Genomic DNA, 21,445 nt, shown 5'->3' with positions numbered 1-21,445 from the left:
CTTTTTCCGCACCCGGTCGGGCGCAGCTCTCGGATATGGCTCTATGCGGCGATACGCCACATCGATCGAAGCATGAGGGCCACGAGTATTCCGATCGCCGTCACTCGCAACGCGCCCGCAACGCGTCGTCTGTCCTTTGGTACGAACTCCGCGATTCCGGAAAGCGCGGCTGCGGCTCCGATAACGAGCGTGCTGGCGAGACCGCTGTTGTACAGGACCTCGAAGTACGCGTAGATTCCGAAGAACGCGACCGCGGAGAGGAGGGAGACTCGGGCTGTCTCCCACCCGCTTGGCTCCGAAAAGAGTTCCATCGGACGAATTTCCATCGGTATCGCCAACGATAGGCTCGTACAAAAGACGTTGGCTTTGAGACAGGTGTTCTGCGCGCTTCAGTCAGACTACGACGCGGTACCCCACCCGCCCCTGCCATCCCGGTGCTCAGCGGCCGAGCCGAATGTCGACGGTCGTGCCGTCGGTCTCCGTTTCGACGACCTGCACCGTCGGCAGGAGCGCGCGGAGTCTCGTCGGGACGAGGCCACCGATCCCCGCCCCGATCGCGGCGAGGCGCTTTCGACACAGTGCGTAGCTGCCGGCGAACGCGAGCAAGCCGACTAGCACGCGGTCGGCGGCCGGCGACGTTAGCGCCGACGAAATCGTGACGACTCCCAGCGTCAGACAGACGAGGAAGTCTTCCGGCGCGCCCGAGTAGCGGACGTACCGTCGCGGTCGGTGCCAACGTCCGAGAACGTGGTTGTAGACGCCGTTGTCGGTCACGGGGTTCCAGGGCTCGCGTTCGGCGCTCCCGCCGAGCACGTCGGAGACGGCGTGCAAGGCCGCGGCTCCCGCGACGACGATCGGGAGCACGAGCGCCGTCCACTCCGTCAGCGCGAACGCACCGAGCAGACCGAGCGCGGCGACCGAGAAGCCGACCGGGTAGTGCAGCGTCTTCCGATGGCTCGCCAGCAGATCCGCGTCCGGCGCGAGGCCACCGACGAAGGCGGCCGCCAGCAGAAGCGGGCCGCCGACGTGGTCGCCGAGGACCGGCAGCGCTACGACGGCGAGGGCGAGCGCTGCGAATCCGTGGGTAAGCGCCATCATAGCGGTATTGTTCACTACGTAGTCCTCGATCCCGATAAAGAGTGAGGCTTCGACGACAGGTCTCCCGTCTTCGTAGCGACGGACGAACGCCGCGTCGAATAACAGCGCGCGCCGCCGACCGCGTCCGCGGCGACGCTCAGAGCAGCGAGGGCGTCTTCAGTCTCGCGTTGCCCGCCAGTTTCGTCAGATACTGCCAGGTCGTCGTCCGCCGGCCGACGGCGGCGGTCCGGCCCGTCCGCATCGACTCGAGGACGGCGTCGGCCGTCGGGGCCGCGTCCGCAGGGAGCCGAACCTCGGTGGCGGCGCGGCCGACGTTGCCGGGCCGGTGGGCGTCGCTACCGCCGAGTTTCGGATAGTCGCCGCGCGTCGCGAACCGCTCGGCCTGTCGGTTGCGGACGTTCGTGATCGTATGCGCGTTGTAGACTTCGATCCCGTCGACCGCCTCGATCGCGTCGGCTCGAGCGCCGTGTCGGGATCGCTGGAAGGGGTGGGGAACGACCGCGACGCCGCCGGCAGCTCGCACGTCTCGCGCGGTGTCAGCCAGCGGCCGACCGGGCTCGGGGGCGGACTCGACGCCCATCGCGAGAAGGTGGCCGTCGGCGGTCGAGACTTCACAGCCGACGATCACGACGAGGTCGCCGTCGGTCGCGCGCTTTGCGGCCTGCAGCGCGCCGTCGACGGTGTCGTGGTCGGTGACGACGATCCCGTCGAGGCCGACGTTTCGCGCCCGTCCAACCAGCTTCGCGGGAGGCGTCACGCCGTCGTAGGACGCGCTGGTGTGGACGTGGGGGTCGATACGGAGCGTCCGCGGCCGGCCGCCGCTCCCGGCGCGGCCGGTCATAGGTAGCCGAACTCGAGGGCGAGTGCGAGTCCGACGGCGGCCACCGCGGCGAGGCCGGCCAGCACGTGGCTGGTGTCGGTCTTGTAGGCTTTGTAGTCCGAGACCATCAGCGGGCAGGCGATACAGATGGCGAGTCCGGCCAGCCAGCCGTTCCAGAGCCCGACGAAGGCGGCGAGGAAGTAGTTCGTGACGACGACGAGGTTCGTGTGGACGACGGTCGTACCGTGGTAGAAGCTGGCCCCGTCGTCGGAGCCAAAGCCCTCGCTGTTGTGCCGGACCAGTCGGAGCCCGCCGAACGCGAGGACGAGGAACCCGACGACGAGGCTGGCGAACACGCCCGGCGCGAGGACGAAGTGATACAGGAGCACCGCCGGCACCAGATATGCGAAGATGTCGATGAACGAGTCGATCTGCCGTCCGAACGGCGAGGAGGTGCCCGTCCGGCGGGCGTACCAGCCGTCGGCCTTGTCGAGACCGAACGCGCCGAACATCGCCAACAGCGCCCAGTTCGGCTCTCCACCGACGAACAGGAGCGCGCTGGCCCAACCGACGAACAGCGCGCCGAGGCTAATGTAGTCCGCGCCGGTGAGTTGTTCGAACACGTTCGTCCGATCGGCCGTCTTCGCGACCCGCCGATCGATAGTATCGAACCGGTTCCTGGCCCCTCGGATCGCCTCTCGCAGTTCTCCCGTCATTCACTCGAGTGGAGCATCGACAGGGGTCGTCATAAGTCTGCTCCGAGAACTATTTACTTAGTAGCATTCTATATATCTATTGACGACTCCGATCTCCTCGATAGCGATAACCGGTCGTCGTGACTCACGACGACCGGCGCTCGAGTGCCGGGTGCCGTTCGATCGGTCCGTCACACCGCTCGCGTCGATCGATGTGAGAACGGGCCGGCTCTGACGTAGCGCCGCCGCCGCCAGGGGTCGAAGCCGTGGCGCTCGAACAGACGTCGAGAGGGACTGTTGTCGAGTGCGACAAGCGCTGTGGCCCGCCGCGCTCCCTGCTCACGGGCCCGTCGACAGGCCTCGGCGACGACTGCCGTCGCGAGCCCCTGGTTCCGGTGGTCGGGATCGACGAAGACGCGCCTGATGTAGGCCCCGTCGAACGAAATCGTCCGCTCCAGCGGATGGATCTCGTGGGCCGTATCGACCGAACAGAAGCAGTAGCCCCGAGGCTGGCCGTCCTCGAGCGCGGCGATCACTCGCTCGTCGGGGCGGAGTTCGTCGACGGGTGCGTCGAGCGGCGCGACTCGTGCCGGCTCGCAGACCTCGACCGAGTACGACCCGTCGTCGGTGTCGAAGGCGGCACCCTCGAGCGTCGCGACGTACTCGATCATCACCGTCGCGGTGAGTCCCACTCGCGCGAGCGCGTCGTAGGCGGTGCGACCGTACCGGTTTCGGGTCAGCCGCCAGAGCTGTGGCATCGATCGTCTTTCACCGCCCCTGGAATAAATAGTTGGTGTAGAATCCGAGCCTACGGCCGAGTTTGGTACTCGATCTGCGCGCTTCTCGTTATAGCTATATAGAATACTGCGGCATCTTATAGGGGCTCGAGCGCTACCCCGGACTGCGACCCATGTCCGAACAGACCAGACGCGACGTCCTTCGGCTCGCGACCGCATCGACCGCTGCCGGCGTGCTCGCGATCGGCTCGGCGGTCTCCGCACAGACGAACGATGGGGGATGGAAACAGGCCGAATCCCCGACCGGGAAGGCGCTCAACGACGCCGTCGACACCGCCGCGGGGCCGTTCGCGGCCGGTGCGGACGGGAACGTCGTCGCGCGGCGAGACGACGGCTGGCAGAAAGTCGTCTCCTACGGTCCGCAGGCGCGGAGCCGCCGGTTGACCGGAATCGACGCCACCGACGACGGGAGGGCGGTCTGGTTCGTCGGCGGCAGCGGTGTCATCGGCGAGTACAACGTCGAGACGCAGACGCTGACGAACTACTCCGCGCCGCGCGGGAAAACGAGCACCTGGGAGGACTGCGCCGTCAGGGGAACCGCTGGTGAGAACGAGCGCCTCTACTTCGTCAACGGTTCCGGCGAGTTGCTCGTCGGCGTTCGACAGGACAGCGGCGCGATGAAGTACAAGGAAGTGATCAAGCCGGGCGGCGGCTCGACGATTCCCGGCATCGACTTTCACTCCCGCAAAGCCGGCCACGCCTGTTCGACGAGCCAGTTCGTCGCTGAGACGATCGACAGCGGGAGCACGTGGGAGCAGATCGGTATCGACTTCGCGGGCGGTGCCTTCTTCGACATCGCCAGCCGCGGACCGAAGGACGTCAACGTCGCCGCCGGCTCCGGGGTCATCTACCGGTACGACGGCTTCCGGTGGACGCCCCACGTCGTCGACGATAGGCGACGGGCCGTCCGCGCCGTCGACCGCGACGGAGCCGACGGACTCGCGGCCGGCGACGGCGGCACGCTGTTCGAACGCCAGTCCGCGGGCCAGTGGCGACAGTACCAGCCCGTCGTCAAATCGAAGCTTCGCGGCGTGTCGACGGGCACGGCGTACGATGTCGCGGTCGGCGACGGCGGGACGATCGTCGAACGGCCGGCCGACGGGGCCGACACCGGGACCGGCGACAGGAACACGACCGAGACCGTCGACGGAACTAGTACGAATTCGACGGCGAACACGACCAACACGACTGCGTCCCTTTCGATGGATGCGCCCACCGCCGACCCGCTCTCGGTCGACAACTACGTTCAGGGGACGTGGATCGACGGCCGAGAGCGCTAACGTCTCAGTCCTCGAGGGGCGACCGGCCCGCCCTCACTCGAGGGCGTACCAGTCGAACCGCTCGACCGCGTAGCGGTAGGAAACCGCCGGCGCGAGCAATCCGCCGATCAGGACGACCCAGGAACCGATCGTGATCGCGCGAGCGGAGACCGTCACCGCGGGCAGCGGCGTCCAACTCGAGAGCGACGAGATGACACTCGCGATCAGTTCGGGGGCCTCGAGGTAGAGGACGACCGCGGCGACGGCGGGGAGCACGATCGCGAGCGTGTAGACGGCGAACGACGTCTTGCTCGGCATCACCGCCTCGCGGTTGTTCGTGACGTTGACGCTGCCAAAGCGGGGAAACGCCGTGCCGATGCCGGTCGCCAGCGCTGGCGTGATAACGGCGCCGACGGTGGTAGCCGCGACCAGCGCAGCGGTTCGCTCGAGCGAGAGCGGGCTCACGAGACCGAACGCCAGCGAGACGACGAGCGCGAGCGGGACGCCGACCAGCGCGCCGGCGAGGATGCGACCGCGGATCGCCTGCCGGCCGGTGAGCGTCGAGGTCAGCACGGCCGGGAGGGCCGGCCCGAGATCGCCCAGCGGGTTGAGCGTGAACAACACGCCGGCCGCCCAGACGATGTACAGGGAGAACAGCACGGCCATGAACGTCGGCACCGTCCAGCTCTCGATGATCTGCTGGACGAACCCGATCACGCCGAACAGCGGATAGGCGGCGTAGGCGAGCCGGATCGGCGCGCGCTTCGTTCGGCGGATCGCGGTCATCGTCACCGTTCGAACGGGCAGCGAGACCCTCCCGGAAAGCAGTCCGGCGAGCCGATCCGACGATGTTTCCGCTTCGATGACCTCGTCGTCGGTGCGTGCCGGGTCCGAAAACCAGTGGCGGCGCGCGGAGGGGACCGCGGCCGCGACGGCGAGACTCGCCACGAGCGCCGAGCCGAGGACCGCGCCGACGAGGCCGGTCACCGACGGCTCGAGGCCGGGGAGTCCGAAGAGCAGCACGTGGCCGGGCCAGCCCAGCGGGCTCGACTGCAACGCGGAGAACAACGGCCCCACGATCGTCTCGAACCCGCCGGTCGCGAACACGCCGATGTAGGCGATCCAGAACAGAACGAACACCAGCGTTCGGTACTGGGCGATCGGCTCGTAGACGGTGAGCAGATGGCGGATCCAGACGCCGAGGACGAAGCCGACGGGAACGGCCGACACGAGCATGACCGCGATCAACGCCGGCGCGGCGATCGCCGGGAGGACCGTTCCCGCACCGTACGCGAACCCGGACGCGATGATGATCGACACCGGGAGCAGCCAGATCACGAAGAGTGCGATCTCCATCGTGATAACACCGACGACAGTGTTCCGGACCGTCGTCGATAGCAGGAGGAACGCGGGTTCGTCGATGTTGGCGGCCGACGTGACCGTCCGCATCACTACCATGAGGAGCAGAAAGAGCCAGACGACGGCAACGCCACCGGTCACGTAGTCGGTCACCAGCTCGGCGTTGGCCGCGAGGAGTCCCCCGGCGGCCTCTGCCCCTAGCTCCGGGAGGATGAGAAACGAGATGCCCGTGATCGGCCCGAACACGAGCAGGCCGACCGCGACCATCGTGAGCAGTTTCTTCGGGTCGCCGGCGACCGACCGGACCGTTCGGCGGAGCTCCGTCCTGGCGACCGAGGCGAACGCGTATCTCATCAACGATCTCCTCGAGCAGATCGTCGGCTTCCTCGCTGTGCGGGGTCCATAATCGGACTCGCGTCGTGTGGCCAGTAAACTGTTTGGTTTTCTGTCACCACTTCCGAGCGCGGACTCGTACCAGACATGACATACCTTTAACTTCACCGGGTCGAAGGGACTCCTATGAGCCCTGCCGACGGCCCCGCTATCGAGACCGACGGGCTGACGAAACGCTACGGCGAGACGACCGCCGTGTCGGACCTGACGATGGACGTCGAACGCGGGACGGTCTACGGCTTCCTCGGCCCCAACGGCGCGGGAAAGACGACCACGATGCAGATGCTGACCACGCTGACGCGGCCGACTTCGGGAAGGGCCCGCGTCGCGGGGCACTCGATCACCGACCGCGAGTCGGTAACGCCCCACATCGGTTACCTCCCCGAGGATCCGCCGGTCTACGACGAACTCACCGGCCGGGAACAACTCGAGTACGCCGCCGGCCTCCGAAACATCCCCGAGGACGAGGCGACCGAACGCATCGAGTCGCTGCTCGAGCGATTCGACCTGCGCTCCGACGCCAACAAGCGCATCGAGGACTACTCGAAGGGGATGCGCCAGAAGATCGGCGTCATTCAGGCGGTCCTGCACGAACCTGACGTGGCCTTCCTCGACGAACCCACGAGCGGGCTCGATCCCCGCGCCGCCCGGACGATGCGGAACACCATCGCCGAGTTGGCCGACCGGGAGATGACGATCTTCCTCTCGACGCACATCCTCCCGGTGGTGGACGAACTGGCCGACGAAATCGGCGTTCTCCACGACGGGAAACTCGTCGCCGAGGACGATCCCGCACGCCTCAAGTCTCGCGCCGAGACCGGCGAAGCCCGCAGCCTAGAGGAAGCCTTCCTCGACATCACCCGCGACCCCGACGAGGAAGGGCTCCGAGAACGGCCCGCGGAGTGAGCGTCGTTTTGGCGACGACTGCGAACGGAATACTCTAAAACGATCGAGCACGGTTGGGTTCGTATGGAGTATCACGAGGCGGCGGACTTTTTATTCGATCTCCGGCGGTTCCGCCCGAAGCCGGGCACCGAGTCGACGGCCCGGCTGCTGGCCCACCTCGAGAACCCACACGCCGGCGTCGATTTCGTTCAGATCGCCGGCTCCAACGGGAAGGGGAGCACGGCGCGCATGCTCGAGCGGACCCTGCGGGAAGCCGGCTACTCCGTCGGCCTCTACACCTCGCCCCACCTCGAAGATCTCCGCGAGCGGGTTCGGGTCGACGGGCGGAAGATCCCCCGCGGGGCCGTCCGCGAGTACGTCGATGCCGTTCGCGAGTATATCACGGAACGGGCAGCCGACGGCGAATCCCCGACCTTCTTCGAGACGATGACCGCGATGGCGCTGTGGCAGTTCGGCCGCGAGGATGTCGATATCGCCGTTCTCGAGGTCGGTATCGGCGGGAAGTACGACGCCACGAGCGTCGTCGACCCCGTAGCGAGCGCGGTGACGAGCGTCACCCTGGAGCACACGGGCATCCTCGGCGACACCGTCGAAGAGATCGCCCGCGATAAGGCCCATGTCGCTCCCGATGGCGCACCGCTGGTGACCGGCGCGACCGGCGACGCGCTCGCGTCGGTCCGCGAGGTGGCCGGCGACGCGATAACGGTCGGGACGGCGACGGACACGGCCGAGGCGAGCGAGGCCGACGGAACCGACGACACACGGTCACGGCCGGACGTCCGCGTCGCCTACCGCGGGCGGACGAACCACACCGAGGCCGCGGTCGAGATCGCGGCCGACGACTGGTCCCTCGAGACGCGGATTCCGTTGCTCGGCGAGCATCAGGCCACGAACGCCGGTATCGCCGCAGCGCTCGCCCGGCAGGTCGGCGGCGTCTCCGATGCCGACCTCGAGCGCGGGCTGCGAAGCGCCCACTGGCCGGGCCGGTTCGAGGTGATGGACACCGAGCCGCTGGTCGTCTTGGACGGCGCGCACAACCCGGGGGCCTGCGAGGGACTCGCCGAGACGCTCGAGACGTACGAGTACGACGACCTCCACCTCGTCTTCGGCGCGATGCACGACAAGGCTCACCGCGCGATGGCCGCCGCGCTGCCGACGGCGGACACGGTCGTGACCACCGAACCGACGCTCGACCGCGCCGAGGACCGAGCCGTCCTCGCCGAGGCGTTCGCCGACGCCGGGGCCGGGACGGTCCAAACCGAGGCCGCAGTGCAGGACGCCCTCGCAACGGCCCTCGAGGCCGCCGGAGACGACGACTGCGTCCTCGTCACCGGCTCGCTGTTCGCGGTCGCGGAAGCCCGCTCACGGTGGACCCGCACCGACGTACCCAAGCGCGTCCGCGATCTGGCCGACGCCCGCGACGCGCTCGCGGAGGCGAACGTCACCCCCGGCGACGTCGAACGACTCGACGGCGACGCCGTCCACCGCGTCGTCCGGACGGCGCTCCGGGATCGACAGGCGACCGTCCTGAAGGAGGAACTGCTACGACTTGGCGGGGAGTGCGCCCTCTCCGGCCTCGAGCGCGACGACGAGGCCGTCGACGCCGTCCTGATGGGGACGCTCGCGCAGTTCGAGGCCCTCGTCGAGGCCCTCGAGACCCGTTCCCGACCACACGGGCTGACGGACGTGGCTCGCGAGTTGCGCGACACGCTCGAACTCGAGGCCGGCATCGGCGACGAGCCGGCGACCGACAGCGGAGCCTCAGCGGCGGGCGGCAGTGCCGCGGCTCGCTCGTCCAGCCCGTCGGCCGCGAACGGCTACCCGTGGACCGACGGGACGGCCGTGATGGGTATCCTGAACGTCACGCCCGACAGCTTCCACGACGGCGGTCAGTACGACGCCCTCGAGGACGCCGTCGCCCGCGCCGAGGAGATGGTCGCGGCCGGCGCGGACGTGATCGACGTCGGCGGGGAATCCACGCGGCCGGGTGCGGACCCCGTCTCGGTCGAGGAGGAACTCGAGCGGGTCGTCCCCGTGATCGAACGGCTCGCCGACCTGGACGCGCTGCTCTCGGTCGACACCCGCCGGGCCGCCGTCGCCGACGCGGCGCTCGCGGCCGGCGCGGACATCGTCAACGATGTCTCGGGGCTCGAGGACCCCGAAATGCGCTTCGTCGCCGCCGACCACGACGCGGGGCTGGTCGTGATGCACAGCATCGACGCGCCGGTCGTCCCCGACCGCGAGATCGAGTACGACGACGTCGTCGCGGACGTGATCGATCAACTCTCCGAACGAGTGTTGCTGGCCGAGAAGGCCGGCCTCGACCGCGAGCAGATCGTCGTCGACCCAGGCATCGGCTTCGGCAAATCGGCGAGCGAGAACTTCGAGATCCTCGATCGGATCGACGAGTTCCACGCGCTGGGCTGTCCCGTCCTCTTCGGGCACTCCCACAAGTCCATGTTCGCGAAGATCGGTCGCGAGGCCGGCGACCGACTCGAGGCGACCGTCGCGGCCACCGCGCTGGCGGCCGACCGCGGGGCCGACATCGTTCGTGTCCACGATGCGGCCGAGAACGTCGCCGCGGTCCGGACGGCGCTCGCGGCGCGCGACCCGGAGCGGTTCGACTGGAGCCGGTGATCGCCCGTCCTGGCGACCGCCACCGGTCGCGCAACTCCCACCGAGGGTCGCCCTCTTCTACTCAGCTGTCAGTTGACAAGCCGTCCTTGGGCGCGTGCGCGTCCGGCCCACAGCCCAGCGACCGGTGGGGACAGTGCCGACAGTGCTCGCCCGTCGTCGTCTCCGAAAACGACGGCTCGTCGACCGCCTCGAGCGTCTCGAGGACCGATTCCCACGACGGCAGGGCCGCGGGATCGAACAGGTCGACTCGATGGCCGTCGCCCCCATTGACAGCGCCAACGTAGACGTAGCCGGCGGCCGCGACCGGCTCGTCGAAGCGGTCCTCGCAGGCCCGCAGATACAGCGACAGTTGAACGGCGTCGTCGGGCTCGATCCGCTCGGCGGTGGCCTTGTAGTCGAGGACGGCGAGCCCACCGTCTGGAAGCCGCCGGATCGAATCGACGTAGCCGACCACGTCACCCGTCACGCCAGCGACATCATCGAGCGAGAACGGTAACTCTGCAGCCAGCGGCTCCCAGTCGGCGACCGGCGGGTCGAAGGCGGCTGCGGTCGCCTCGAAGTAGCGGTCGACGCAGGCGAGGACGGGATCACGGTGCTCGAGCAGATCGCGCGCGGTGAGCTGTCGGACGGCGGCCTCGCGCCACGCGTCTCGAGTGCGGTACTCGCGGTGGAAGGCCTCCTCAGCGACGTCGTGGAAGACGGTGCCGACGAGTCGGGACGACGAGTCGACGGGCTCGCCGTCGGCCGCCGTCGGATTGCTGCCTCTCTCGGCCGTCCCGCCGTTCGCCTCGGTCGGCGGCGTCGCGCCCCCGTTCGTCGCTGTCGCCTCGAGCGGATCGTCGAGCGCCCGGACGACGTGATCGAGGTAGTGTTTCCGCGGACAGGTCTCGTGAGTGTCCATCGCGGAGTAGCTGTGGCGCATCGCGACCGGAAGCTCGGCCGCGTCTGCGAGCGCATCGACCGGGAAACGAACGGTGTCGGTCGTCAGCGCGGACGGGTGGCGGCCGCCGGGAATTCGAAGCGTCGACTCGGTATCGGCCCCGCCGAGTTCGCCGCCGTAACTCGCCGCGTCGGCTGCCGGCAGCAGCGTCCCGTCGCGGAGCAACCGGCCCAGTCGATGCACGGTCTCGATCGCTTCGCGGGTCTCGAGCGGTTCGACCGTTCGGTCTTCGTAGCCGGCGTAATAGGTGATGGTCCCCGGGCGTTCGCCGGCCGAGGCGGCGAGTTCGTCGGTTCGGTCGACGACCGTCTCGGGGTAGGTTTCCCGCACTCGCTGGAAGCTCTCGGTCAGCGACGACCAGAGGTCCATCCGCCGGCCGGCGACCGACCACTCGATCTCGCTTGCCAGGCAGGCGTCGGCGGTCGACGCCGCGAGTTTGTCGTCGGCGTCGTACGCGTACTCCGAGCCGAAGAGGAACAGGTGGTTCTCGGCGCGCGTGAGCGCGACGTGGAGCACCCGCCACTCCTCGGCGACCGTCTCAGTCGCCAGATCGGCCAGCAGCGGCGACTCCACGTCCCCGTCGAGCGCCGCGGCGAGCAGCCGGTAGCGCGCCCGTTCGGCGTAGTCGCCGTCGACGCACCACTCCTCGTCCGAGAGGTACGGGACGAGGACGGTGTCGAACTCGAGGCCCTTCGCCTGGTGGACCGTCATCACGTCGACGCTGTCGTCGGAACGCGTGCCGCGGGTCCGGCCGCTGCCGCCGCTTTGCAGCGTCTGGGCGAGCGCGTCGACGAACTCGGACGAGAGCCCCTGCACGACGCCGTCGGTGTCGTAGGTTTCGACGAAGCGCTCGAGTCGGTCGAACGCGGCGCGCTCTTCGTCAGTACAGAACCACTCGATCCGCGTCAGCTCGCGGAACCGGCGGACGAACCCCGTGAGCGGGTAGATGTCGCGAAAGCGCTCGAGCGTCTCGAGGTGGCCCCGGACCTGCTCGAGCCGGTCGGGTCGCTCGAGCGTCGTCGGATCGACGGTCGCGACCGCGTCGCGCAGCGATCCGTCGCGTCGCTGGAGCGTCGCCAGATCTCCCTCGGTGAACCGGTAGCGGTAGAGCAGGACGCGACGGAGGTGGGCGTCCGCGTCCGGGTCGACGAGGACGCGCAGATACGACAGCACGGTCTCCATTCCGGGCGAGACCTCGCCGCGCGGCGAGCCCGAAATCTCGTGGGGAATCTGTCGCTCCCGGAGTTCGTCCGCGACCGCCTGCGCGTGGCGGTTGGTCCGGACGATGACCGCGATGTCGCCGAGCGACCGCTGTGGGACGTTCGCAGCCGCGCCGTTCAACAGCCGCGAGACCGTCGTCGCGACCTGCTCGGGCGTCGTCCGGGCCACCGCGTCGCTCTCGATCTTGACCACGCGGTCCGGCGGGTCGTCTCCGTCGTAGGTCCCGGCCGTCCGGCCGTCCTCCCGCAGCGTCTTCGAGGACTGGGGGCCGTAGTCACAGGCGTTGGTCAGGTCCAGAATCTCCTGTCGCGACCGGAAGTTCAACTCGAGTTCGATCGCCTCGTGATCGTCGTAGGCGTCGGCCAGCCGATCGAGTCCTTCGCGGTCGGTGCCGCGCCAGCCGTAGATCGCCTGGTCTTTGTCGCCGATCGCGAGCAGGTCGGGCCGATCGGGGCCGTCCGTGAGTTCGGTCAGGAGTTCGAACTGGGTCCCGTCGGTGTCCTGGAACTCGTCACAGTAGACCTGCGTCCACTGACCCGTGATCTCGTCCGCGATCGTCTCATCGGTCAACAGGCCGGTCGCCGTCCGCACCAGCTCGTCGAAGTCAAGCGCCCGCTCGCTCTCGAGGTGTGCGTGGTAGTCCGCGTAGACGTCGGCGTAGTGGCGAGCCAGCCGGAGGAACTCGATGTAACGCTTCAGCCGGCCGAACGGGGTCTGTTCGATACGGTCCGTCGCCCGGCCCCAGATCTCGTTGCCGAACAGCGCCCGTGGCAGGTGTTTCGTGGTCGGCTCGTCCAGCGAGAGCGTCTCGATCGCGTTCGTCACGCAGCCCTGAAGCGCCCGCAGATAACGGTCGACGTCCCGGACTACGTCGTCCTCGCGGAAGGCCGCCGGCGCCTCCGCGATCTTCTCCCGGCAGTACTCGAGGAGTTTGCCGTAGTCGATCAGCGATTCGCGGGCGGTCTCGAGGTGTTCGTCCCGGTTGAAGAACCGGAGCGCCTCGTTGTCGAACGAGAGCTCGTCGCCGGCGGTCCGCTCGAGCCAGAGGACGAACTCGCTACAGAGCTCGAGCGTGCGGACCGGCGGCAGCCCCGACTGGAGTTCGTCGGGCGTGATGTTCTCCTGGCTCATCGACTGGATGAACCGGTCGACCGAAGCGGTCAGATCGGTTGACGAGCCGTCGGTGCGGGCCGACGCGTCGGCGAAGTCGTAGTCCCGCTCGGCGAGCAAGCGGCCGACGATCCGCCGCCGGGTTCGCTCGGTGACGACATCGAACTCCGGGGAGTAGCCGAGGTAGTAGGCGTACTCGCGGACGAGCCGGTAGCAAAAGGAGTGGTAGGTATAGACATCGATCGCGGCCGCGTTGTCGGACTCGAGGCGCTCGGCGACCGCCGTGCGAATGCTCGCGGCGGCCTCGTTCGCGAAGGTCAACACGAGCACGTCGTCGGGGTCGACCGCGCCCCGCTCGATGGCACGCTCGAGGCGGACGAGCATGGTCGTCGTCTTCCCGGTGCCGGCACCCGCGTCGACCGAGGTACAGGCCGCCGCGCTGTCGATGACGGCGTGTTGGTTTCCTTTGGGGTCGACATCGGCCGCCGCTGCGAGACCGTCCCCGTTGCCTCGCTGGGGCTCCTCAGCCATCGAATCGCACCTCCCGGCCGATGTACTCCTGACAGCAAACCGTGTAGCCACAGTCCGGACAGGAGTTCGCCTCGATCTGCGCCCATCGAGCGGCGGGATCGAACGACCCCGCGACGAGGTCGGCGGCGACCGTCTCGAGTTGCCCGTCGACGGTCTCGTTCCGGTGATCGTGGGTCATCCCGAAGGTGTGGTGGTCGACGTAGACGTCGGTCAGGTCGACGACCTCGAGGCTCGTCTCGACCGCGTCCCGAACCCAGTTGACCGACAGCGTCGACCGATCGGCCAGCGGAATTTGGACGTACCGACAGGTCCGGTCGCCGAGCGCGAGTCGATCGCGCAGCCCGCGGAGCCCGTCGAGGGCGACCGCGGTCTCGAAGAGCGCGCCGATCGGAGCCGGCTCGAACGCGGCGGCATCCTCGGCGAAGTGATCGGTGAAGAGATCGGCCACGTCGCCCTCCCAGTCGGAGCGATACCGCAGCCGACCCAGCGGCGCGAGCGTCGGCACGAACCGGACGCCAACGATCGACGAGCCGTCGCCGTAAACGTAGTCGACCGTCGCGTCGATCGTCGCCGTGTCCGCCTCGAGCGCGGACGACGCGCTCGAGCGCTCGCCGTCTCCCGGTACCGTTTCGGGGAGTTCGATCGTACTCGAGAGCGGCAGCGCCGGCCCGATCAGTTCGCCACGGCCCGCCTCGGCGTCCAATCGTGCGATCCCCGCGGCGTGGTCGGTCCCGACGCGTTCGACGTAGGCGGCCAGCGTCGCCTCGAGCACCCGCCGTTCGTGGCGGCGCTGGGCGGCGGAGTGAAACCCCTCGTCGTGGTCGCGCCACAGCCTCGAGAGCCGGTCCTCGGCGACGGCCTCGAGTTTCTCGCGGTCGGTCTCGCCGCTCCGGAGCGCGTCGCAGATCGCGGTCCGCAGCAGGTCGACGCGGGCCTCGAGCGCGCCGTCGTCCTCGTCTCCCTCGAGGCCGTCGACGTGGGCGAACTCGTATCGGCGAGGGCAGTGCAGCGCGGTCTTGATGCCGTCGACGGAGAGTGACGGGGCGCTCGAGTCGGCGTCGCATCCGTCACTCATCGCGGACCACCTCCCCCGCGGCGAACTCGAACTGCGAGCGAACCGCTTCGACGAGGTCGTCGTCGATATCCCCGTCCTCGAGGACGACGGCGATCTCTTCGAACAGCGCCTCCGTCTCGCCCAGATCGGCGTCCCCGCCGGTGCTGGCCTCGCGGAGCACGCGCTCGAGTTCGCCGCGGGGCTGGTCGAGCAGCGCCTCGACGGCGTTGGTCTCGCCGTGGATCGCCGCCTCGGCGTGGGCGTCGACGGACTCGAGCGCGAGACCGGGGGTCGAGTCGATCAGGGTCAGGTAGCGCGACTCGTCGTGGGTTCGCCGCAGGCCGCTCGCACCGCGTTCGTACGAGCAACAGTAGAGGACGCGCTCGGCCGTGCGGGCACCGAGTGCGAGCCGTCGGCGGGACCGCTGGGCGTGGTAGGTTTCGAACGGGTCGCCGACGCCGCCTGCGTCGGCCGTCGCGAACGTGTCGGCGATCGCTTCGTGCGAGGGGTCGGTAACAGCGGGATAGGCCGACATCTCCCGGAGCCACGCCGTCGGGAACAACTGCGTCAGGAACTGCTCGCCCGGATAGGTCTCGTCGATCAGGTCGAGCAAGAAGACGGCCCTTCGCGAGTCGTACTTCAAGTCGTCGACCGCGCAGACGGTGACGCCGCCGGTCGGCGGCTGCGTCTCGACCGCGTGGACGTACGGCGCGTCGTACCGGATCGTCCGCCGGAGCATCCGGCGCAGTCCCTGCCAGTCCGGGCCCACGAGATCCGTCTCTTCGACGAAGGCGGCGATCTCGAGCACCCGACGGATCCCCGCGTACTGCTCGCGGGCGTCGACCCACGTCTCCTCGCGCGCGATCCGCCCTTTCAGGTTCGTCCGTCGGATCCAGCGCTCGAGCGACCGGCGCACGCTCGCCCCGTCGGTCTCCGCGAGCAGGTCGGTCGAGAAGTCGGCGACGCGCGCTCGGAGCCGATTCAGCGATACGTCGAGCGGCTGACTCGAGTCGCGCGTGCGATCGCCGTGGTCGACTCGCTCGAGGCTGTCGCCGTCGCGCGCTCGCTCGCACTGGCACGCGACGACCGCGTAGAGCTCGTTCACCGCGGGGTCTTCCGCCAGCGAGGGCGTGCCGATCGTTGCGGTCGGGATACCTGCGTCGCGGAGCCGCCGTCTGGTCTCGGGGACTCGTTCGATCCGCGGGACGGCGACGGCGAACGCGTCGGAGGACCAGCCGTGGCGGTCGCGAAGCGACTGAATTTCGGTCGCGACCGCTCGGACCTGTTCGCGGGCGGTGCCGGTGCGGATGCGGCGCGCGCGTCCGTGGGCCTCGCCGCCTGCGTCCGCGGTCCGTCCTGTCTCCTCCGGCGTGTCGCCCGTCGCGAGAAAGCGCGCGATCGCTCGGTGTGGCGGCGTCTCGCGGTCGGCGGATTCGGGCGGGGCCTCGAGCGACTCGACCGCGAGGCCCGCCTCGCGCGCTACGTCCGCGACACGGCCCGGTTCGACGCGCGTTCGCTCGACGCTGGCGTGACGCTCGCCGAGACAGACGAGGTCGGCGTCGCCGGAAAGTGCCGCGAGATAGCGTCGGTCGAGCCGGCGGTACTCCTCGAACTCGACGGCGAGGACGGCGTCGAAGGAGGCGGTGACGCGGGTCCGCAGCCCGTCCGCGTCGGTCTCGAGCAGGTCGACGGCCTTCGGGATCACGTCCGCCCGCTCGACGTAGCCCCGTTCGTCGAGTTCCGCATGAAACCGGTCGTTCATCGCGTAGAGGTACGCCAGACAGTCGTGGGGGTCCTCGAGGTCGTCGAGGCGCAGGCGCTGGCGGGTCGCCTCGAGCAGTAGTTGCCCCACGTCGCGGGCGAAGCTCTCGTGGGCGGCCGCGCGCTCGAGGTAGTCCGGTACCGCTCGACTGGCCCCGTCGATCACCAGCGAGATGAGCTCGATCCGCTCCTCGTACTCGAGGCGGTCGAGCGTCGGGTCGTGTTCCTCGACGGTCTTGGAGGCGTGTTCCGGGAGCGACTCGACGCGCGGCGAGCGGGGACCGCCGTCGGATCGTTCGAGCGCCGTCTCGGAAAGCGCCGCCATCAGCGACTCGAGGCCCGTCGGGTGGCGTTTCAGGACGAGGACGTTGCGCGGTCCGTGCTCGTTGGCGAGGTCGGCGTAGGCGTCGGTCACCGCCGCGAACAGGTCGCTGCTCGGGACTGGACCCGGGAGGAGTCTACAGGTTCCCTCGAGAGTCGGCGGCCGTGCGGACATCGGTTGATACGTCACCGAGTATTGCGGAGTTGGTATTTAAATGTGCGCACGACGTGTCCTTTCGTCCCCGAACGACGCTCGAACGACCGTCAGCACGGCACCGGGAACCGGACGTAACTCGCTCGCGGCGGACGGTACCGCCCGTACTGAGAGACGGAATGATCGAAAATAGATCACTACTCGGAATATTATACATACATGAACGGGGTGAGGTAGGGAACTCTCATCATCAGGCCGGGTTTCGAGGCGGAAGCCGCGCAAAATCGCTTGTTCTGTCTCTTCGAGATCGGGTTCCCGGTCGAAAGAACGTATATCGAACAGAAACCCCCAAAAACCGGTTGAACGTGGTTTGATTCGCCGTAATTGTGGTCTTCAACTCGAGTGGTCGTAGAAGTATATGGTGACATAGGGTTCCGGAATTATGTTTGAAATATCACCTACCCTTCTCTGCTGGCTGGGTCCGATAGCGCACCCGCTTCCGACCGTCTGTCGTCGACCGTGTCGGTCGACGGCGGTTACACCACCGTCACGGGCCGGTCGGTCTCGAGGATCACTTCCTGCGTGACGCTGCCGAACACCGCTTTCCCGACGGGCGAGCGCTTGCGGGTGGGGACGACGAGCACGTCCGCGTCCACCGAATCGGCGCAGTTGACGATCTCGTCGGCTGGATCGCCGTGGCGGCGGACGACCTCGACGTCGATCCCGGCGGCCTCGAGTTCGTCGCGGACGGTCGCGACCGCGTCCGGGATGCTGTCGGGGTCGTACAGTTCGTCGGAGGTGACGCGGCTGCCCTCGTCGACGGCCGTGAACTTCTCGAAGACGTTGACTACCGTCACGGCGAGTTCGTCGGGGTCGTCGACCGGTCCGTCGGCGGCGACGAAGTCCATCACGTAGTCGACGGCGTGCAGCGCCCGTTCTTCGTCCGTGTCGATGGGGATGACTATCCGGTACATACGTGATATACGTCCTGACGCCTACTTAGTAGTACGTGCCCGGTGAGAGACGGACGCGAGTGATTCGGATCGAAACGCCTTTTCAGGCGGTACGGAAACGCACACTCAGTGAACTGGTCGTATCGAAATACGGTTCTGGTGCTGTGTACGTTCGCGTTCTTCGCCACGGTCACCGCCCGGCTGGTCATCAGCCCGGTCGTCCCCGACATCGTCGCGGGCTTTTCGGTCTCCACCGGCGCGGTCGGGCTGGCGCTGTCGGGCATGTGGGCCGCCTACGCGCTCTCGCAGTTCCCCAGCGGGCTGCTCGGCGACCGCTTTGGCGAACGCGCGATCATCGTCACCGCGATCGGCGGCACCGCGGTCGCGAGCGCGTTACTGGCGCTGTCGCCGACGTACGTCACCTTCCTGCTGTTTACCGTCGTCCTCGGCGCTGCGGCGGGGCTCCACTACAGCGTCGCGACGACGCTGCTCACCCGCCTGTTCGATCGGACGGGCCGCGCGATCGGGATCCACGTCTCCGGCGCGCCGCTGGCCGGGCTCACCGCGCCGGTGCTCGCGGCGCTGGCTGCCGACCGGTACGGCTGGCGGGCGGCCGTCGCCGTCGGGTCGGCCGTCGCGATCCCGATCGTCGTCGTCCTCGCGCTTCGAATCCGCCCGACGGAGCCCCGGTATCCCGACCGACGGATTCGAGACCAGGTCGACGGCGAACTCCTCGCCGAGATGTTGACCCGGCCCACCGTCGCGTACACGACCGTCCTGTGTGCGATGGGCGCGTTCACCTGGCAGGCGACCGCCTCGTTTCTCCCCGCCTTTCTCGAGGTCGGCTACGGGCTCTCCGGGACGACGGCGGGCCTCCTGTTCTCGCTGTACTTCCTCGTCAACGGCGGCGTTCAGCCGGTGATCGGCGCGTTTTCCGATCGCTACTCGCGCGACGCCGCCGCCGCCGTCACCATGTCGTCGGGCGCGACCGGGTTCGCCGTGCTCGTCACTGGCGACGGGCTGGCGACGGCGGTCGTCGGGGTCGCCTTCGTGGGCGTCGCGATGACCTGGGGCGCGCCGCTCCAGTCACGGTTCATGGACGTCCTCTCGTCGGACGAACGCGGCCTCGGCTTCGGACTCGTTCGGACCGTCTACATGACCCTCGGCGCGACGGGCAGCGTCGCCGTCGGGGCCGCCGCGGACCTGGTCGGCTGGACGGCCGCCTTTGGCCTGCTCGCCGGCGTCATGGCGACCGCGCTGGCGGTACTCGCCGCGAACAACGTCCTCTCGCTCGGTTACTGACGAGAACCGCTCGTCCCGAGCACCGTCCTACTCGCTCATCCAGTCGCTCGCCTGGGGTTCGCGCGGATCCGTCGGCACCTCGAGCAACACCGGCTCGTCCGCGTCGATCGCGGACGCGAGCGTCGACTGGATCTCGTCGGGCGTCTCAGCGTGTTCGGCCCGCATGCCGAGACTCGTCGCGAGGCGCTCGAAGTCGATCGGCGCGTTCGCCCACTCGTACTCGCCCTCCGAAAGGTCGTAGTTCCGACCGGCGTCGTCGCTGATGATCGCGTAGTCCTCGTTCGTGAAGACGACAACTGTCAGCGGGAGGTCCTCGGAGACGGCGGTGTGGAGCTCGTGGACGCACATCATGAGCCCGCCGTCGCCGGTCAGGACGACTACGTCGTCGTCGGGATTCGCGAGTTGCGCGCCGATCCCCGACGGCAGGCCGGTCCCCATCGTCGCCCACGAGCCGGGATTGACGTACGACCGCGGCCCTGTGGCCTCGAAGACGTTCAGTCCCCAGACGCGGAAGCCGCCGGCGTCGACTGCGACGGTCGCCTCCTCGGGGATCGCGTCGCGCGCGGTCTCGAGCGCGCTGACCGACGTGATCGGCGGCGACGAGCCGCGTAGCTCTTCGAGTCGGTCGCCGGTGGCCTCCCGAACCGCGGCTGCCCGGTCGACGGCGTCGTCGGCTGCGACCTCACGGTCCGCGAGCGCGTCCTCGAGCGCCGCCAGCGCCGCGCCCGCGTCGGCGACGATCCCGACGGTCGGCTCGTAGCCCGTCCCGAGGTCGTCGGGCTCGAGCGTCACGTGAACGAGCGTCTCTGGCACCTCGACGTCCCACGCGCGGGTCGCGACCGCGTCGAAGTCCGTCCCGACGGCCAGCGCCGCGTCGGCGTCCGCGAGCAACTCGAGCAGCTCGGGCGACGCGCTTCCCGACAGGCTTCCGGCGACGTATCCATCGTCCCCGTCGGGCAGGATGCCTTTCCCCTTGTACGTGGTGACGACGGGCGCGCCGAGTCGGTCGGCTACCCGTCGGAGGTCGTCGCTCGCCTCCGCCCAGCGGACGCCGCCGCCGGCGACGATCACCGGTTCGTCGGCCGCGGCCAGCGAGTCGGCCGCCGCCTCGATATCGCGGTCGGCGACGCCGGTCACCGATTCCCGGCTGTACTCGGCCGGCGACGCGAGCGGGACGTCCATCGCGAGAAAGTTCTTCGGGATGCCGACCCGGACGGGCCCTTTCGGCGGCGTCTCCGCGACCGCGATCGCCTCCTCGAGGACGGCGATCGTGCTCTCGGGGTGGTCGACCAGCAGGTTCTCCTTGACGACGTTGTCGTAGGTGTCCGGCGGCGTCTCGTGGATGCCGTCACCGCCGCGGATCTCGGGCTCGGTCTCGACGGCGATGTGGACCATCGGCGTGCAGTCGTTGAGCGCGTTCTTCAGGCCGTTCATCGCGTTCATGTCGCCCGGTCCTGGGATGACGGCTGTGGCCGCCATGCGGCCGCTGGTTTCGGCGTACCCCCACGCCTGATGTGTGACGGCGGTCTCGTGGCGGGCCACGACGAACCGGATGTCGTCTCGCGTTCCGATCGTCTCGTTCAGCGGCAGCGTCTGCTTGCCGGGGATTCCGAACACCGTATCGATCCCGTTCGCTGTCAGTCGCTGGATGACTGCTCGGCTTACGTCCATACGCGACCCTCGTACAGCAGCTACTTATGATCTCCCTTCCCCTCAGGCCCGCGCTTTGGCTTCCCCGGCGGCGCGACCGTCTCACCGGTTCGGTCGCCTCGCCACGGCGTTTCGACTCGAGAAACGATGTCGGACCTTCGGCCGGGCGACATCCGTTTACACCGTCTCATCGTGACCGTTTCTACCAGTGGCAATTTTTGCGCACTCGGCCCCTACCGTCGTTTTTCGATCGTTCGCGGTTTCGCCGATCGAGCCGCCACTGACGAGGGCGATATCGACCGTCTGACCGCACATAGACTCATCTTTTCGCTGTTCGAAACGCGCCGCTCTCGGCCGTTATTCGATAGTTGCTGCGGTTCGGTTCCTCGCTCGCGATCCGCTCGATCCGACTAAAATTACAATCTTATGTCTGTAAACCCTTACTGACCTCATCAGATCCGCTAGTCCCCGTCTGGAACCGGGT

General features: G+C 68.4%; 15 protein-coding genes. 4 read left to right on the top strand and 11 right to left on the bottom strand.

What is annotated here, in order from left to right:
• Positions 1–41 precede the first annotated feature (41 nt).
• The 5 genes from NKH51_RS12000 to NKH51_RS11980 form a co-directional block, all read right to left on the bottom strand.
• Positions 42–326, bottom strand: coding sequence for a DUF8011 family protein (locus tag NKH51_RS12000; protein ID WP_254761916.1), 285 nt, complete (start codon positions 324–326; stop codon positions 42–44).
• Positions 327–438: 112 nt separating this feature from the next.
• Positions 439–1,113, bottom strand: coding sequence for a metal-dependent hydrolase (locus tag NKH51_RS11995; protein ID WP_254761915.1), 675 nt, complete (start codon positions 1,111–1,113; stop codon positions 439–441).
• 121 nt (positions 1,114–1,234) lie between these two features.
• Entirely contained in the window at positions 1,235–1,939 is a 705-nt protein-coding gene (locus NKH51_RS11990; RefSeq protein ID WP_254761914.1) for a CehA/McbA family metallohydrolase, read from the bottom strand.
• A complete protein-coding gene (locus NKH51_RS11985) occupies positions 1,936–2,634 on the bottom strand; it encodes a CDP-alcohol phosphatidyltransferase family protein (RefSeq protein ID WP_254761913.1) in 699 nt (232 codons plus the stop codon). The genes NKH51_RS11990 and NKH51_RS11985 overlap by 4 nt, the downstream gene beginning before the upstream one ends.
• 170 nt (positions 2,635–2,804) lie before the next feature.
• Complete coding sequence (locus NKH51_RS11980; protein ID WP_254761912.1) at positions 2,805–3,371, bottom strand: GNAT family N-acetyltransferase; 567 nt, start codon at positions 3,369–3,371, stop codon at positions 2,805–2,807.
• A gap of 152 nt (positions 3,372–3,523) precedes the next feature.
• On the opposite strand from NKH51_RS11980, the gene NKH51_RS11975 reads away from it, so the two are divergent.
• The gene (locus NKH51_RS11975) at positions 3,524–4,690 is read left to right on the top strand and encodes a beta propeller repeat protein (protein ID WP_254761911.1); all 1,167 of its coding nucleotides are present in this window, start codon (positions 3,524–3,526) and stop codon (positions 4,688–4,690) included.
• Positions 4,691–4,723: 33 nt separating this feature from the next.
• On the opposite strand, the gene NKH51_RS11970 is transcribed toward NKH51_RS11975, so the two are convergent.
• Positions 4,724–6,382 (bottom strand): hypothetical protein, encoded by a 1,659-nt coding sequence (locus NKH51_RS11970; protein ID WP_254761910.1) that lies wholly within the window; start codon positions 6,380–6,382, stop codon positions 4,724–4,726.
• 165 nt (positions 6,383–6,547) lie between these two features.
• On the opposite strand from NKH51_RS11970, the gene NKH51_RS11965 reads away from it, so the two are divergent.
• Both NKH51_RS11965 and folP read left to right on the top strand, forming a co-directional pair.
• The gene (locus NKH51_RS11965) at positions 6,548–7,327 is read left to right on the top strand and encodes an ABC transporter ATP-binding protein (protein ID WP_254761909.1); all 780 of its coding nucleotides are present in this window, start codon (positions 6,548–6,550) and stop codon (positions 7,325–7,327) included.
• Positions 7,328–7,390: 63 nt separating this feature from the next.
• A complete protein-coding gene (folP, locus tag NKH51_RS11960) occupies positions 7,391–9,964 on the top strand; it encodes a dihydropteroate synthase (RefSeq protein ID WP_254761908.1) in 2,574 nt (857 codons plus the stop codon).
• Positions 9,965–10,025: 61 nt separating this feature from the next.
• Here folP and NKH51_RS11955 read toward each other — a convergent pair whose 3' ends face one another.
• The 4 genes from NKH51_RS11955 to NKH51_RS11940 form a co-directional block, all read right to left on the bottom strand.
• Entirely contained in the window at positions 10,026–13,766 is a 3,741-nt protein-coding gene (locus NKH51_RS11955) for a UvrD-helicase domain-containing protein (protein ID WP_254761907.1), read from the bottom strand.
• Entirely contained in the window at positions 13,759–14,841 is a 1,083-nt protein-coding gene (locus tag NKH51_RS11950; RefSeq protein WP_254761906.1) for a PD-(D/E)XK nuclease family protein, read from the bottom strand. Before NKH51_RS11950 ends, NKH51_RS11955 begins: the two co-directional genes overlap by 8 nt.
• Positions 14,834–17,077, bottom strand: a complete 2,244-nt coding sequence (locus tag NKH51_RS11945) for a PD-(D/E)XK nuclease family protein (protein WP_254761905.1) — start codon at positions 17,075–17,077, stop codon at positions 14,834–14,836. Before NKH51_RS11945 ends, NKH51_RS11950 begins: the two co-directional genes overlap by 8 nt.
• A gap of 515 nt (positions 17,078–17,592) precedes the next feature.
• Positions 17,593–18,030 (bottom strand): universal stress protein, encoded by a 438-nt coding sequence (locus NKH51_RS11940; RefSeq protein ID WP_254761904.1) that lies wholly within the window; start codon positions 18,028–18,030, stop codon positions 17,593–17,595.
• 108 nt (positions 18,031–18,138) lie between these two features.
• Between NKH51_RS11940 and NKH51_RS11935 the strand changes: the two genes are divergently transcribed.
• On the top strand, positions 18,139–19,311 hold the full coding sequence (locus NKH51_RS11935) for an MFS transporter (RefSeq protein WP_254761903.1): 1,173 nt from the start codon (positions 18,139–18,141) through the stop codon (positions 19,309–19,311).
• 27 nt (positions 19,312–19,338) lie between these two features.
• On the opposite strand, the gene NKH51_RS11930 is transcribed toward NKH51_RS11935, so the two are convergent.
• Positions 19,339–20,982, bottom strand: coding sequence for a thiamine pyrophosphate-binding protein (locus NKH51_RS11930; protein WP_254761902.1), 1,644 nt, complete (start codon positions 20,980–20,982; stop codon positions 19,339–19,341).
• Positions 20,983–21,445: the final 463 nt, after the last annotated feature.

Origin of the sequence: Natrinema marinum (genome assembly GCF_024296685.1) — an archaeon.
GTDB lineage: Archaea > Halobacteriota > Halobacteria > Halobacteriales > Natrialbaceae > Natrinema > Natrinema marinum.
The sequence above is the reverse complement of the archived record's forward strand: the minus strand, read 5'-3'. Positions and strand labels throughout refer to the sequence as shown.